At 60.4% G+C, this 15,643-nt stretch carries 13 protein-coding genes; 3 read left to right on the top strand and 10 right to left on the bottom strand.

Translation table 11 applies throughout. The annotated features are described in order from the left end of the window. Nucleotides 1–7 precede the first annotated feature (7 nt). From IB244_RS02555 to IB244_RS02545, 3 genes are all read left to right on the top strand, one after another. Nucleotides 8–760: an SDR family oxidoreductase gene (locus tag IB244_RS02555; RefSeq protein WP_192303060.1), complete on the top strand. Its 753-nt coding sequence runs from the start codon at nucleotides 8–10 to the stop codon at nucleotides 758–760. 23 nt (nucleotides 761–783) lie between these two features. Further along, nucleotides 784–1,203, top strand: coding sequence for a cupin domain-containing protein (locus IB244_RS02550; RefSeq protein WP_169683461.1), 420 nt, complete (start codon nucleotides 784–786; stop codon nucleotides 1,201–1,203). A 74-nt stretch (nucleotides 1,204–1,277) separates the two neighbouring features. After that, on the top strand, nucleotides 1,278–2,288 hold the full coding sequence (locus IB244_RS02545; RefSeq protein WP_192303057.1) for a mechanosensitive ion channel family protein: 1,011 nt from the start codon (nucleotides 1,278–1,280) through the stop codon (nucleotides 2,286–2,288). Here IB244_RS02545 and IB244_RS02540 read toward each other — a convergent pair. The 10 genes from IB244_RS02540 to IB244_RS02495 form a co-directional block, all read right to left on the bottom strand. Beyond that, entirely contained in the window at nucleotides 2,271–2,759 is a 489-nt protein-coding gene (locus IB244_RS02540) for an RrF2 family transcriptional regulator (RefSeq protein ID WP_169683465.1), read from the bottom strand. The two genes, IB244_RS02545 and IB244_RS02540, sit on opposite strands and share 18 nt — an antisense overlap. Nucleotides 2,760–2,974: 215 nt before the next feature. Continuing rightward, nucleotides 2,975–4,594, bottom strand: coding sequence for an FGGY-family carbohydrate kinase (locus IB244_RS02535; protein ID WP_192303055.1), 1,620 nt, complete (start codon nucleotides 4,592–4,594; stop codon nucleotides 2,975–2,977). 2 nt (nucleotides 4,595–4,596) lie between these two features. Continuing rightward, on the bottom strand, nucleotides 4,597–5,325 hold the full coding sequence (locus tag IB244_RS02530) for an SDR family oxidoreductase (protein WP_169683468.1): 729 nt from the start codon (nucleotides 5,323–5,325) through the stop codon (nucleotides 4,597–4,599). A 54-nt stretch (nucleotides 5,326–5,379) separates the two neighbouring features. Next, a complete protein-coding gene (locus tag IB244_RS02525; protein WP_192303053.1) occupies nucleotides 5,380–6,639 on the bottom strand; it encodes a sugar ABC transporter permease in 1,260 nt (419 codons plus the stop codon). Beyond that, nucleotides 6,636–7,457, bottom strand: a complete 822-nt coding sequence (locus tag IB244_RS02520; protein ID WP_169683470.1) for an ATP-binding cassette domain-containing protein — start codon at nucleotides 7,455–7,457, stop codon at nucleotides 6,636–6,638. Before IB244_RS02520 ends, IB244_RS02525 begins: the two co-directional genes overlap by 4 nt. Nucleotides 7,458–7,541: 84 nt before the next feature. Continuing rightward, complete coding sequence (locus IB244_RS02515; protein ID WP_112643212.1) at nucleotides 7,542–8,627, bottom strand: sugar ABC transporter substrate-binding protein; 1,086 nt, start codon at nucleotides 8,625–8,627, stop codon at nucleotides 7,542–7,544. A gap of 238 nt (nucleotides 8,628–8,865) precedes the next feature. Continuing rightward, on the bottom strand, nucleotides 8,866–9,762 hold the full coding sequence (locus tag IB244_RS02510) for a helix-turn-helix domain-containing protein (protein WP_192303051.1): 897 nt from the start codon (nucleotides 9,760–9,762) through the stop codon (nucleotides 8,866–8,868). Nucleotides 9,763–10,138: 376 nt separating this feature from the next. Next, nucleotides 10,139–11,368 (bottom strand): L-2-hydroxyglutarate oxidase, encoded by a 1,230-nt coding sequence (lhgO, locus tag IB244_RS02505; protein ID WP_192303049.1) that lies wholly within the window; start codon nucleotides 11,366–11,368, stop codon nucleotides 10,139–10,141. An 805-nt stretch (nucleotides 11,369–12,173) separates the two neighbouring features. Next, the gene (locus IB244_RS02500; RefSeq protein WP_192303047.1) at nucleotides 12,174–12,626 is read right to left on the bottom strand and encodes an Lrp/AsnC family transcriptional regulator; all 453 of its coding nucleotides are present in this window, start codon (nucleotides 12,624–12,626) and stop codon (nucleotides 12,174–12,176) included. Between the two features lie 38 nt (nucleotides 12,627–12,664). Continuing rightward, complete coding sequence (locus IB244_RS02495) at nucleotides 12,665–15,520, bottom strand: FAD-binding and (Fe-S)-binding domain-containing protein (RefSeq protein ID WP_210334199.1); 2,856 nt, start codon at nucleotides 15,518–15,520, stop codon at nucleotides 12,665–12,667. Nucleotides 15,521–15,643 lie beyond the last annotated feature (123 nt).

The following is a 15,643-nucleotide window of genomic DNA, read 5'->3' as shown; positions in this document are numbered from 1 at the left end:
AAGTCCCATGAAGATTGTCATCATCGGCGGGACCGGCCTTATCGGCTCCAAGACAGTGGACCGCCTGCGCAAGCGGGGACATGAGGTGATTGCCGCCTCTCCGAACACCGGTGTCAACACGATCACCGGCGAAGGACTGGCCGCCGCACTTGCCGGTGCAGAGGTCGTCGTCGATCTCGCCAATTCGCCGTCCTTCGAAGACCGGGCCGTGCTGGAATTCTTCGAAACCTCGGGACGCAATCTGTTTGCGGCTGAGAAGACCGCCGGCGTCAAACACCATATCGCGCTGTCAGTCGTCGGGACCGAGCGGCTGCAGGAAAGCGGCTACTTCCGCGGCAAGCTCGCCCAGGAAAGGCTGATCAAGGCCTCCGGCGTTCCCTACACGATCGTTCATTCGACGCAGTTCATGGAATTCCTGAGCGGTATCGCGCAGTCGGGCACGGTCGGCGACAAGGTTCATCTGTCACCGGCCTATGTGCAGCCGATCGCCTCCGACGATGTTGCCGACGCGATGACGGATGTGACCCTTGCTGCCCCCGTCAACACAACGATCGAAATCGCCGGGCCGGAACGCTTCAGGCTCACTGAACTCGTCGCTCGCTACCTCAAGGCGATGGGCGATCCACGCAAGGTCGAGCCGGATCCGCAGGCGCCTTACTTCGGCGCCCTGCTGGAGGATGGTTCACTGGTCTCGGACAACAACCCCCGCCTGGGACAGATCACCTTCGAGCAATGGTTCAAATCATCCTTGCGAAAATAACCACCCACGAAAGGAATTTCGAAATGATGAAGTCGCTTTTTGTCGCGGCTGCGCTCGCAGCCGCATCATTCAACACAGCCTTTGCCGCCGAGGCAGGCGGGAAGGCTGCCAAGGTCACGCTCGTCTATGAGCATGAACTGCCGAACGCCCCGGGCAAGAGCATCAAGGGTGTTCTGGTCGAGTATGGTCCGGGCGGCTTTTCCGAGGGGCATACGCATCCGAATTCCGCCTTCATCTATGCAACGGTCCTCGAAGGCTCGATCCGCAGCCAGGTCAATGATGGGCCGGTGAAAACCTACAAGGCCGGCGAGAGCTTCTCGGAGATGCCTGGCGACCGTCATGGCGTCAGCGCAAACGGCAGCAAGGCAAAGCCGGCCAAGCTCCTTGCCGTTTTCGTGGTTGACACCGACCAGAAAGAGCTGACCTATCCCTTGAAGAAGTAGGCGAGGACGGGGCCGGGTGTCGATCGCGCACTCGGCCCCCCCAAAGCGCAGCAATTATCGCGATCGGAGCTGCCATGTTCAACGACCCACTTTCGTTGCCGCTTGTTCTGATCAACATTCTGGGCGTAGCCGGCATTGTTGTCTGGCATCTCCAGGGCCGTGACCGCCCGACTGCCCGGCTGATCGTCCAGATCCTCTTCTTTGCAGGCATGACCGCCGTCCTCGTTATGGCAGGCATCCTGCCTCATCGCGTTGAGGAGACGCAGCTTGCCGGCGTGATGGCATTCCTGTCCATCTCGGCAAGGGTATTGTGGTGGACACATCTGGCATGGACCCTCATCGGCTTCGTACGGATCTATATCGTTCTGGAAAAGAGGCCGCGGGAAGCGCGGCTGTTGCAGGATCTGATCGTTGCCGTCGTCTATCTCGGTGTCGCGCTGTCCATCCTGGGCTTCGTCTTCAAAGCGCCCATCGGCACCCTGGTGGCAACGTCGGGTGTGGTTGCCATCATCTTCGGCCTGGCGCTGCAAAATACGCTTGGCGACGTGTTCTCGGGGATCGCGCTGACATTGGGCCGGCCCTTTGCCATCGGTGACTGGATCTTGCTTGGCGACGGCACCGAGGGCCGCGTCATCGAGAACAACTGGCGCTCCACCTTTCTGCTCACCGGCGCTCACAATGTCGTCATTCTGCCCAATAGCGTCCTTGCGAAGGTGGGTCTTACCAACCTCAGCCGTCCCGATGAAACGCATCAGATCACGCTGCTTGTCCGGATCGCGGCAAACCATAGCCCGCAGCTTGTCGAGGAGGCGCTGCGAACCGCGTTGCAATCAAGCACGCGCATCGTCCAGGATCCACCGCCGATCGTCGCTCTCAAGGGGATCGATGCTGTCGCAATCGAGGCAGAATTGCAGTTTCGCGTGACCAGTCCAGCAAACAGGACGCCGGCGCGCAACGAAGTGATCGATCTCGTCCACAGCCACTGCCGGGAAAGCGGGCTCTCGCTCGCAATGCCCCCACAGAGCTATCTCTACGCATTGCCCGACGCAAGCGAGGTCAAGCTGCGATCAGCCAGCTCGCTCTAACACCCACTCGAAGCTGTTCTTCCAAAGGTCTTGCGGAATATCCCTCGCAAGGGTCTCGATCAGATCGGAAAAGCTGACGCTGCGCAATTTCTGGCGCCACGCTTCGTCGGCTTCCCACATGACGCGCGCCACCGCGCATGGACTGCTTTCGCAATAATCGTGGGGCCGACAGGGATTGTTGGCTCTGATGTTGTTGCAGACAAAGGTCTGCGCCTTGCCTTCGACGGCCTCGACGATGTCGAGAAAGGTCAGATCGGCGGGTGCTCTTGCCAGTCTGTAGCCGCCAGATGGGCCGAGCGTCGTATGAACGAGACCTGCTTGAGAAAGGCTCTGCAGCGCCTTCGAAAGATATTCCTTCGGAAGTCCGTGGAACTCGGCCAACGCCTTCGTCGACAGGTAACGGCCTTCGGGCAGACCGGCAAGTATGGCGCAACAATGCAGCGCCCATTCGACTTGGCTTTTCAGGATCATCATTTCCGTCCGAAAGGGTACCGAGCGGCACCTATTAAGGACAGAAAATATCCCTATTTCGCGGCAATGTAAACGGGACAAGAAAGCAACAAGCGTCCAGGTCGCCAGCAATAAGCCAGCGACCAGCCGTGAAGCCCGGGACCGATCTGCTCCGGTATTCAGGCACCCCCGGGCTGCAACATGGAAGCAAAGGGATGTGGACGACACCAGCCTTGTCAGATCATCTCTCGCAATCGTCGACCCGTTTCCTGCAGCAGCTTGAACGCCTGATATCGCCGATCGTGTTTGTCTCGAAGCGCCCCTGAAACAGGGCGATAGACCTTTGCAATACGCGACATGACAGCCATCGCGCTGGAAAGGTCCGGGTAGTGCCCGCCGGCGACCGCCCCGAGCATTGCAGCCCCAAGCAGCACCGGCTCAGGGCTTGTCACGCTGGCCACCTCCGTTGCCGTGGAATCCGCGATCATCTGCAGGACGAGGGGGCTGTTTGCCGCTCCACCACTGGCCATGATCAAGTCGATACCGATCGCCTTGTCGGCCAATGCGTCAAGCAGTTGCCGCAGCCCGCAGCCGAGACCTGCAAGGCCCGCCACGTAAAGTGCGACAAGCGAAGCCTCGCTTTCGTCGAGCGTCAATCCGGCGATCAGGGCTCGCGCATCAGGGTCGGCAAAGGGCGCCCGGTTGCCGAGAAATTCGGGCACGACGACGATGCCGTCGGCGAGGTCGGCAACACCATCCCCTGCGCGAGCGGCTGCTCGCTCCAGATAGCCGACGAGCGACAGTCCCTCCGCCTTGGCACGCGCCTCGATTGCGCCGGCGGCCGGGTGCATGCGCACCAGATAGTCGATTGCGGCGCCTGCCGCCGACTGTCCGCCCTCGTTCAGCCAGAGGCCTGGAACCATCGCGGAAAAATACGGACCCCAGACCCCATCGACAAAGGTGGGTTGCCCTGTTGTCGCCATCGAGCAAGCCGAGGTCCCGAAAATATAGGCGAGCCGTCGGCCGATGTCAGCGCTTCGTTCTGTATCGATCTCACCTGCGCCCAGCGTCCCAATGCCTCCAGCATGCGCATCGATGAGCGCGGCGCCAACAGGCGTGCCGACCGGCAGGGCGAGATCGGCAGCCGCTTCGACGGAAAGCCCGGTGCCGAGCGCGACGCCCGGCGCGACAATATCCGTCCCGATCCGCCTGAATTCATCGGCGGCCAGATCCTCCAGGCCGATGGCCCGAAAATAGTCGGCGTCCCAACGCCCTTCATGGGCGAGATAGGTCCATTTGCAGGTCACCGTGCAGACCGATCGTGCCAGGCTTCCCGTGGCACGCCACGTCAGATAGTCGGAAAGGTCGAAGAAGTGGGCGGCCGCCTGGTATTGCTCGGGGAGGTGCCGCTTCAGCCACAGGAGTTTCGGGGTCTCCATCTCGGGCGAGATGCGGCCACCGACATAACGCAGCACCGCATGCCCGCCGTCGTTGATTTCGTCGGCTTCCGCGACCGCCCGGTGATCCATCCACACGATGATGTTTCTGTCGGGGTCACCGGAACGGCTGAGGCTGATCGGGGCTCCGCCCCTGCCGACAGCCACCAGCGAACAGGTGGCGTCGAAGCCGATGCCGGCGATCAAGGCCGGGTCGATGCCCGCATCTGCGACGGCCTGACGAACGGTGCCGGACACTGCCCGCCAGATATCCTCGCTGGACTGCTCCACGACGCCGCCAGCTTCATGCCAGATGGCAATCGGCTGCTTGGCTGATGAGAGAAGATCACCGCTCTCGTTGAATACCCCCGTGCGCGCGCTGCCGGTACCGACATCTATGCCGAGAAAATAGCGTGCCATGTCTAGAGATCCGTGCTGTGAGGCAAAATGACGAGGTCGCGAATTGTCACGTTGCGCGGTCGCGTCAGCATGAACATGACGGCGTCGGCCACTTCGCTGGCCTCCATCAGACCGCCTGCTGCGATGGTCTCCTCGAGCTTGGCCTTCGGCCAATCGCTGATCAGGGCGGTGACGACGGGGCCCGGCGCGACGGCGCCGACGCGGATGCCGTGCTTCATCACCTGTCGCCGAACAGTGTGAACAAACGCCTGCACGGCGAACTTGGAGGCAGTGTAGATCGGCTCCCAAACCACGGGAACCAGGCCCGCGATCGAGCTCGTCATGATGATGTCGCCGGTCTGCCGTTCAACCATATGCGGCAAGACGGCCTGAACGGAGCGAAAGGCAGCATTGACGTTCAAGTTCAGCATGCGATCCCAGGCATCGGGATCCCCTTCGACGACATCGCCGCCGATATAGGCACCGGCATTGGCGTGGAAGATGTCAAGCTTGCCGAACTTTTCCAGGATCTGCGGCATCATCGTTGCAACGCTTTGCGGGTTCGTCAGATCGATGACCAGCGGAAATGCCTGCGGGCCGAGTTCAGAGCAGATATTCCTCAGTGAATCCTCTGCCCGATCGATGAGAACGACACTGACGCCCTCGGTAAGCAGCGCCTTGGCGCATTCAAGGCCGATCCCCGAAGCCGCGCCGGTGACCGCTGCGACCTTTCCCGAAAGTTCCTGTCTCATAGCATTCCTTACCTTTTAACTTGGACCTTTTATCTTGGGACCTTTATCTTGGGTCTACGCGCGTCCGTGCGACACTCTTGAACGGCGTGCGAGTGAATCGACGATGACGGCAATGGCAAGAACGGCACCCGTGATCATGTAGCGAAGCGACGATGACAGATCGAGCAGCGTCAGTCCGTTGGCGATCGACTGGATGACGATGATGCCGAGCAGGGCCGAATAGGCACTGCCTCGACCGCCAAACAGGCTGGTTCCGCCGATGACGGCAGCAGCGATGGCATTGAGGTTGACGTCGCCCGTCCCGGCCTGCTGGCTTGCCGATGCAAGACGAGCCGCAGACAGCACGCCACCCAGCGCAGCCAGTATCGAGCAGAGCATGAAGGCGCTCGTGTAGATCAGGCGGACATTGATGCCGGCACGGCGCGCAGCCTCGCGATTGCCGCCAACAGCGGTCATTGAGCGCCCCCATTTGGTCCGGGTCAGGGCGTAGCTCATGGCCACGACCAATCCCACGAACAGGCCGAACATCCACGGAATGCCGCGGTCCTGGTTGAGATAGAAGACGATGAGCTCCAGCACACCGGTGATGAGGATTGCACGCAAGACGAGGCTGCCGAGCGAGCGTGAGGACAGGCTTGCCTCACGTCGGCGAACGACGGTCCGGTAGCCGGTCACGAACAGCACGATCCCTGGGATGGCGGCGAGTACGTAGGAAACAGGATCGGGCATGACGAGCAGCTGTCCGAAATTCACGACCGCCGAACCGTAAGGCAGGTTGATCGAACCGGTCGCGCCGAGAAGATAGAGTTGCATGCCGAGAACCGCCAGCAACCCGGCCAGGGTCGAAACGAAGCTCGGCATTCCCAGGCGGTTGAACAGCAATGCGTACAGTGCCCCGATGAGGCCGCCTGCGACAAGGGCGGCAAGGATCGCCAGGGCAACCGGCCAGCCTTCGTTGACCCACAGCATACCGACGAGTGCCGAGGCAAAGCCGCTGATCGAGCCGACGGAAAGGTCGATCTCGCCGACCATCAGGATGCAGACTATGCCGAGCGAGATAACGCCAACCGTGGAAGCGTCGAACAGCAGGTTGACGAGATTGTTGGCCGAAAGGAAGATCGGATTGAGCGAGGCGAACACTGTCCAGATGAGAACCAGCCCGACGACAACAGGCAATGATCCAAGGTCGCCCGATCGCACGCGATCTGCGAAAGCCCGGACGGCGCCGCTGACGCCGGTTTCATGTTTGACGCGAACGTCGCTTCTATCCAGCAACGGCGCTGATGGCGCGTTCTGATTGGCGTTGCTGCTCATAGGCTGTCTCCATCAGTGATCTCCCGCGACAGCTGGCGTCGGCTTGCCCTGCGGGAGACGGAATTGTCGGCAGCTCCAGTGATGGCACTGACGAGTTCCTGGTTGGTTGCGTCGGGATAGAATATTCCATTGTTGCGACCGAGGCGCAGGACCACGATGCGGTCCGCCACGGCCCGGACGTCTTCCATGTTGTGGCTGATCATGATGACGCCGAGGCCACGGTCGCGGACCCGTTCGATGAGGTTCAGGACCTCCGCCGTCTGTGCCACGCCAAGTGCGGCCGTCGGTTCATCGAGCATGATGAGCTTCGGTTCCAGGAGCAGTGATCGGGCGATCGCCACCGTCTGGCGCTGACCACCGGAAAGCGAGGCGATGGGGATGCGAACGCTTGGGATGCGCGCCGAGAGTTCATTCAGAAGCTTCCAGGAACGCACCTCCATCGACACTTCGTCGAGCTGCAGCGGACTGGTCTCCCGGCCAAGGAAGATGTTGGCGACAACATCCAGATTTTCGCAAAGGGCGAGATCCTGAAACACCGTCGCAATGCCCAGATCAAGTGCGGTGCTGGGGTCGGAGAGCGTCACCGGCTTGCCTGCGAAGGTGACCGTGCCCGATGTCGGCTGGTGCACGCCGGCAAGAATTTTGACGAGCGTCGACTTTCCAGCACCATTGTCGCCGACCAGAGCCACGACCTCTCCCGCATGCACGTCGAGATCGATATCGGTCAGGGCCGACACGGCGCCGAAATTCTTGGAGACGCCACGCAGGCTAAGCACCAGCTCGCCGGTCGGCGGCGCGTCGTGTTGATTGTTCGTCATCGAGGCAAGCCTTTCCGTATTTTCGCATGATACCTGCAATGAGCCCCCCGACGACAAGCGCCGGAGGGCCCTCGGGAGGAGCTGTTAGCTGCCAATGCCAAGCTTCTTGCAGCCTTCCGCGTAGCGGTCGCCGCAAAGCTGTTCGGGTGTCTGGATCGGCTTGCCGTTGACCGTCTTGTCGATGATCTCGGCCTTGAGGTTTTCGGCCGTCACGAGTGCCGGCGTGAACAACTGTGTCGGCGTGTCGAACAGCTTGGTATCGGCCTTCGGCGTTTCGCCGGCGAGCAACTGCATCGCGACGTTGGCCGCAGCGGCAGCAACGATCTCGCTCGGCTTGGAGATGGTGTTGTACTGGTCTCCGGCGATGATCAGCTGCAAGCCGGCAATCGTCGCGTCATTGCCTGTCACTGGCGGGACCGGATCCACACCAGCCGCCTTGAAGGCGGCGACCGCTCCACCGCCGGTACCGTCATTTGCCGCCACGACGCCGATGATCTTCTTGCCGAAGCGCGTGATCTGGCCACTTGCCCACTGCTGAGCCTTCGGGGGCGCCCATTCCGGTGTGTCATATTCGGCCAGAACCTGGTATCCGCCCTCAGCGATGCCCGCATGGATGCCCTTCTTGATGAGGCCGGCGGCCGCGTCAGTCGGCGAGCCGTTGATTTCGAGCAGACCACCATCTTCCGGCTTGACGTTGTTCTTCTTCAGATGCTCCACGAGCGATGCGGCAATCATCTTGCCGATCTCTTCATTGTTGAAGGAAACGTAGTAGTCGGCTGCTGCGGACGGGATCGGGCGGTCATAGGCGATGACCTTGACGCCCTGGCTCTGTGCCATTTTCACCAGCGAAGCAGCAGCGGTGGAATCGACCGGGTCGAGTATGATTGCCTTGGCACCCTGCGAAATCGCAGAGTTGAACTGCTGCTGCTGGCGCGATGCGTCGCCGTTGGCGTTCTGGTAGATTACCTTGCAGCCGGCGCAGAGCTTTGCCATTTCGGCCTGGAAGCCCGGGAAATCATGCTCTTCATAGCGTGTCGAGCTCTGGTCGGGCATCAGGAAGGCGACGGTCGCGTCGGTGACTTTTGCCGATTGTGCAAAAACGGACGTTCCACTGAGAAGGCCCAGCGCCAGAACCGCGGCGCCTGCGAGTTTCGTCGAAAGTTCAGTCATTTTCGGTTTCTCCATTGAAGAGATCGATTGTTGCGGTTACTGACTCAGACCCGTGGCTGGCCCGAGTTCGAAAGCGTGCAGAGCCCCGGTCCGAAGCTGACGGTCAAAGACGGCAGCCGGCCGCACTTCTGAGCTGCACCTGTTTCCAAATTTGAAGACAAGCGATCCCTTGCGGAGGCCACGGTCTCCGTTCGCACTCGCCCTCAATGTGTCCTGTCTCCTCCCTGTCCTCCTTGAGTTAGGCGGCCTCCACCGCTTTTTCGTTTTGTGCCCTCAGGGCTCGGAACCTCGAGGGCGGCATCCCTTTCTGCGCGAGAAAGTGCCTGTTGAAATTCGAAAGGTTGTTGAAACCCGATGCGTAGCAGATATCGATCACCGCCAACTCCTGGCTGCTCATCAGCAGCTGACAGGCCAGGTTGATGCGCAGCCGGTTGACATACTGAACCACCGAGAAGCCGGTGTGCTTGCGAAACGACCTGGAAAATGCGCTCGGCGTCTGACCGGCAATCGCCGCCAGATCGGTCTCGGAAAACGGTTCGGTCAGGCGCTCGCGGATATACGCCAGCGCCTTGTTGGTGCCGATCGACATGTAACCGGAGGGATCGGGCTGGTAGTCGGATGTCGTGAGCGCGACGTGATTGCTGGCGCCGGTCAGGAGTTCGACGAGTTGCATGAAGAGTGCGATGCGACGGGCACCCACGGCCTCCAGCATTTCCTGCATGATCGGCTTTGCAAGTTGAGCCGTCTCGAGCGGGAAGAGCACGCCCCGACGGCTATCGGCAAGCACCGAGCGGAATCCCTTGAGCTCCGGAAGAATGGAAAGCAGGCCATCGATGAAGGCCTCGGAGAATTGCAGAACCAGGCATCGCTGCTCGATGCGCTTGTCGTCGACAACGTCGCTCACCCAGTTGTGGGGCAGGTTTGGGCCAGTCATGACAAAATTGCCCGGCTGGAAGTCACCGATGAAGTCGCCGACAAAATAGCAGCCGGACGTCTCGGTGATGAGGTGGATCTCGTATTCGGGATGAAAGTGCCACCGCACCGTATGATAGGGATATCCGTGCGACCACATCTTGAAGGACTCGCCGGATCGTATCTGGACGACTTCCAGATCGGGCTCTGATACATCCCGCATACGACAACCCCTCCCTGGGATCCACTCTGCTGCCAGGCCTTGAACGGAGGAGCTCTCCCGGCTCCATCCCGCGACCATGGAAGAAGTTTAGCCGGATGCGACAGGGGGCTCCACCACATTTGACCCCGCCGGCCGATACTTTTTTGTCATCCGATTTAGCGTTACGTAGATGCCACTTGGCATATTTCCAGCTGAATCTGCTTTTGCCGCCGGCGACCGCGGCCGCTGTGGCGGGGAGAATGCTCAGGCATGAGAGACACGTTCACGTCACCCCCTCGGGCGAAGTGGACCACATGGTCACCGGCATATTGCTCGCCGTTGATCGGGCTCGCGATCCCTTGACGCGCACGAACGTCAAACCGGCCCTGCCAGAACGCTAGGCTCGAGCGTGCTCCGGGACGGCGGGCGCCTTGGTTGCCTCGCCCTCAAGCAACCGGTCCACGATCATCCGGCCGATCGGGATGGCCGAGGTTGCCGCGGGTGAGGGGGCATTGCAGACATGCAGCATTCGTTCGGTCTGCTTGAAGAGAAAATCATGGACCAGGCTTCCGTCGTCCATGACTGCCTGAGCGCGAATGCCAGCCTGTGGGCTCTGCAGGTCATCAATTCTCAGGGACGGGCAATATTTCCGGCATTCGGCAAGATAGCGGGCGCGAGATGCGGAATTGGCGAATTCTGAGATTGCCGAGCGCCAGTTCCTCCGTGCCATTTTCCAGAAGCCGGGAAATGTCGTCATACTGGCGACATCAGCGATCGCAAAGCTGCCCTTGGCATAGCCCTCGCGCGCAAAGCCAAGCACTGCGTTCGGGCCGACGGTCATGCCACCGTCGATCGTTCGCGTCAGGTGAATTCCGAGGAACGGCAGATCCGGATCGGGGATCGGATAGATCAGGCGCTGCGTGACCTTCGCCTTCGATGCCGGCAGTGCGTAGTATTCCCCCCGGAAAGGCACGATCCGATGGCTGATCTTCACGCCGGCCATCAATGCGATGCGGTCCGATTGGAGACCGGCGCAGGCTATCAGTCTTCTCGCTTCGACAGGACCGGACGCGCTTTCGATGCGCACGCCCTTCTCGTGTTCGTGAATGGCTCTGACTGCCGTTCCGCGCCTGATTTCGCCGCCTCCGGTCTCGATCGCCCGTGCCATGGCACGGCAGACAATTGCATAGTCGACGATCCCCGTGGAGTGGACGAGAAGGGCACCGAGACCCGCGATATTGGGCTCATCGGTTCTCAGTTGCGCCGTCGACAGCCGCGCATAATCGATGTCGTTTTGGCGCGCCCTGTCCTCAAGCGCCTCCATGCGCTGCATCTCCGCATGATCAGTCGCGACCAAAAGCTTCCCGCAGGTTTCGAAGGGGATGCGGTTCTCAGTGCAGAAGCGCTTCGTCGCCTCGGCGCCCTCACGGCAAAGCTTTGCCTTCAGCGAACCGGGAGCATAGTAAATTCCGGCATGGATGACGCCACTGTTGTGGCCTGTCTGGTGTCTCGCAAGCTCGGGCTCCTTTTCCAGGATTACGATGCTGGCGCCCGGCATTTTTTCCTGCAACGCCATGGCGACAGCCAAACCGACGATGCCACCGCCAATGATACAATAATCATACATCTTGCTGCCCGACTCCGACTGCTGCCTGTTGCAAGGCTAGCACTCGAGCGCCACGCCGTCTTGAAGTTCTTATGACGTAACTTGCTCGTCAGGCGCGGGCATAGAGCGCGCGGTTCTTGTTGCTGGGGGGGGCGCGTGTCGACGCCATGGTCGGGGGAAATTGGCAAACGGCCGGGTTCTCACCGTCATAACGAAAAGAACCCCGCTGAAGGAAGCGGGGTTGGAGTTTTTGAACCCCGGAAGTCGCGGTTTCAGGGGCAATTGAGCGTTGAGGCTCAGCGGGGAAGAAGATGCGCAAAGCCCAACCCCAAACGGATAGGGCGCCCGTTGGTTCCCATTTCTTTCAGAACCTCACCCGAGGCGGGCTTATGACAGGAGGCCCCCCCGGCGGGGGTTGGCGCAAGGGAGGCCTCCTGTTACGGCGCACCTTCGGGACGCCGGTCCCGAAAGCGCCCCACACTAAACCTTATTTACAGTCCTGCTAATATGATTTCTCGCCAGACCTGGACGAAAACGAACCAACTTCCCCATGTTGCGACCTCTTGTTTGTCAAGGAGAGTGCACTCAGTATTCCAATTAGATCTCTCGAGGTCGAAATGGCTGAATGGCATCTCCGCCTCGCCATGCGTTCGGGGCAAATCAGGTTCCGTTTGAAGTTACGGGCAACATCGGCGCCATCGGCCGACGAGCACGGCCAGCGGTCGCCGCACAAATCCAACCCGAGCAGCATATGGACAAAGGGCCCAAGCCCGCGCCGTTCCAGCTCGTTGAACGCTTCGTCGGCGCGGCGCCCCCTCCCAGAAGTCTATTTCTCGCGTGTCGATAGGACGTTGCGGATGGAAAAGCTGGAATTGATCCGCAGCACCCCAGGCAGGGCAGAAAGGATTTCCTTGTGGATTCGTTCGAAAGCGCCGGCACTCTCGACGTCAACGCGAAGCATATAGTCGGACCCGCCCGTCATCAGGAAGCACTCGCGGATCTCCGGATACTTGCGCACGGCGGCTTCGAAGCGATTGAGGTATTCCTCCGTCTGACGCTCCAGTGTGATCTGGATGATAACCGCAATTGCTTCCTCACCCACCACATCAACTATGGCTGTATAACCTCTAATGATACCTGCCTTTTCCATCAGGCCTATGCGGCGCAGGCAGGCGGAGGCGGACAGGCCGACTTCCTTGCCAAGGTCGACATTGGATATCCGGGAGTTCAGACGCAATTGCCGAATGATTTTCCTGTCGAGAGCATCAATCTCATACATTGTCGCCTCATCTATTTAAGCCGCGGAAGGTACCGCCTTCATCCAGCATCGATTGCGTCGGCAATCCATCGCATGGGATGTTCACCCCGAATAGAAGAGAATCGCTTCGTTTGGCAACGGCATGAAAAGCCGGAGACCATCGCCTCGTCTTCGCCCTGCAGCTGGCCCGCCCAGGAAAGATCAAAAGTCTGCCTGCTGAGGGCTTGGTGCCGCTCCTGATGGCCAAACATGCCGGCCATGCCGCAACATCCGGTTGCCGCAATTTCGACCGGCGCGCCAAGAGCAGCAAGAACCCTCTTCCAGTCCATCAGGCTACCGCCAGCGCTTTCGCTGCAATGGACGAACAGCTTGCGTGGCAATCGCGCCGCGGTCAGCTTCGGCAGGGCGCGTCCCCGGGCGATTTCCTCGCTCAGGAATTCCTGGACAAGAAGAATAGGCTCCCCCGCCAGGCCGGCCTTCTTGTATTCCTGGCGGATCATCATGACGAAAGCCGGATCGACCCCCACCATCGCCCTGCCGGATCCGGCAACTTCGTCGATCGCCGACCTCAGCTTCCTGGCCTGCCTGATGAACCGGGTTCTGTCGCCGAGCACGTGGGCCGCCTTTCCCCCCGGGGACATCGCGACAAAAACAGGCCGGTAGCCAAACCGGCTAAGACCATCGGCGAGCGCCAGGGCTGCCTGCGTGTCGAAAAGCGCCGTAAACGGATCCTGCCAGATGAAGACCGTTTCCTCGTGCCATTGCCGTTTTGCGATCACTTCGGCGGAAAAGGTCTGATATCCGCCTCTGCCCACATCGTGAAATGCCAGTGCAGGAAGGTTGCGCAGACCAGACAGTGTCTCCATCAGCGGGTTGAACAGTCTTGCAAAAATCGCCGCGAATTTTCTGTGACGAACCAGAACCGGTGAATATTCTTCGAGCAACAGCGCTGCCTTGTCCGCCAGTGATCGTCGACGCTTCCGATAGAGCCGGTCGAGGAAATGCGATTTCATCTCGGGTATGTCGACCTGCACCGGGCAACTCGTCGCACAGGCCTTGCAGCCAAGGCATCCGTCGAGCGCGGCCAGGACATCATCCTCCAGTTCCTCGGTCGCATGGCCGCTCTGATGCATCTGGTGCCAATGTCTCAGCGCGTCGGCGCGGCCTTTCGGGGAATGGCGAAGGTCACGGGTCGCCTTGAACGAGGGGCACATGACGGTGCTGCGCTGATAGCTCAGACACTGCGCATTGCCGTTGCACTTGAACGCCAGGCTGAGAGGATCGCCGTCTTCGGTGTTGACGCTGCGGAACGGGGTCGTCTCGATACCCATGAGGGCACCCGGTTCACCTACGAGTTTTCCCGGGTTGAAGCGATGCCGCGGGTCGAATGCCCGCTTGATGCGGCCGAACGCCTTGTAGGCCGTGGCGCCAACGAACTCCGCCAGGTAGGCGCCGCGCACGCCCTTGCCGTGCTCCCCCCAGAAGATGCCGCCATGCCTGCGCGTCAATTCGAACACGCCGTCCGAGATCGCCTTCATGATGGCCCTGTCTTCGTCGCGATCGATATTGAGGGCAGGGCGGATGTGCAGGCAGCCAACGTCGACATGCCCATACATGCCAAAGTTCAAGCCGTTGGCGCTCAGCAGCCCCGTAAAATCCCTGACGAAGGCGGCAAGGTTTTCGACAGGCACCACGCAGTCCTCGACGAAAGCGATTGGCCGGCGTGTGCCACCGACCTTGCCGAGCAACCCGACACTTGCCGCCCTGACCTGCCAGAGCGCAGCCATTTCGATATCATCAACAGCCACGTGGCTTGCGATTGCGCCGGTAAGCGTCAGCGCGCTCTTGCGCAGGACTTCAACCTGCCGTGCGAGATCGGCTTCGTCGTCTCCGACGAACTCCACGAAATTATAGGCAATCGGCTGCCCGTCGCGAGCGCGAAGCCCGGCAGGCAGCGCCTGCAGAATTTCGGCCGTTTCGGCCAGGCCCTGGACCCATTCGTCCATGACTTCGATCGCCAGCGGATCATGCGCCAGAAGGGCACCGCCCGCATCAAGTGCCGCGGCAAATGTCTCGAAGCCGATGACGACCAGTCGCTTGAATTTCGGCTTCGGCAGCAGGCGCAATCTTACCCGCGTGACGAGACCGAGGGTGCCTTCCGCGCCGATCGGTAGCCGCCACCATTCGAGATCGCCTCCAGGCGGTTTGGCCCGCTCGAGATCGTAACCAGTAAAACGCCGTGAAAGCGCCGGCACTTTTTTCAGCAGTGCTTCGCGACCCGACTGACAGGCCCCCTCGATCTCCAAGAGCATTGCATGAGCCCAATCGGGGGGCGGCGCGGCACTATCCAATGTCCGCGCGCCATCGAGAACGAGTTCCATTCCAAGGATATTGTCGCTGGTCTTGCCGTAGCGGCGCGACCCCTTGCCCGACGCATCCGTGCTCACCATGCCACCAATGGTGCAGCGGCTCGCCGTTGATGTCGTCGGCGCAAAAAAGAGACCGGTCGACGCAAGCTGCGCATTCAGTTCATCAAGAACGATGCCGGGCTCCACCTCTACCCACTGCTCTTCGACGTTCACCGCCAGTAGACGGTTCATGTACTTCTGAAAGTCTACGATGATGCCGGCATTCAGGCTCTGGCCGTTGGTGCCCGTGCCGCCACCGCGCGCGGTAACGGGAACGCTGCTGAGATCATCAGTATCGAGGACACGCATCAGCCGTCGCACGTCCTCGGCATCGCGTGGGGCAACGACGATATCCGGCGCGATCGCATAGACGCTGTTGTCGGTGGACATGGCCGCGAGAAGTGCAGCATCACTTGCGACGTCGCCACGAAAACCGTTTTCCTTCAGAAGAGCAGGAAGTCGTTCAAGAGCAGGATGATAAAGGGGCTTCTTTATGTTCTGGTGCATTATCACTGTAACCCAGGGGCATCACGGAAAGGCATTGAACCACAAAGACGACGTTCGTATAATTAGAAAGATATGAAGATATTTTCGGAAAATACGAACCTGGGCCTGCGCCATCTCCGAGCC

It is taken from the genome of Rhizobium sp. RHZ02, assembly GCF_014851575.1.
In the GTDB taxonomy this organism is placed as follows: domain Bacteria; phylum Pseudomonadota; class Alphaproteobacteria; order Rhizobiales; family Rhizobiaceae; genus Rhizobium; species Rhizobium altiplani.
This window is presented reverse-complemented; position numbering and strand designations above follow the sequence as displayed.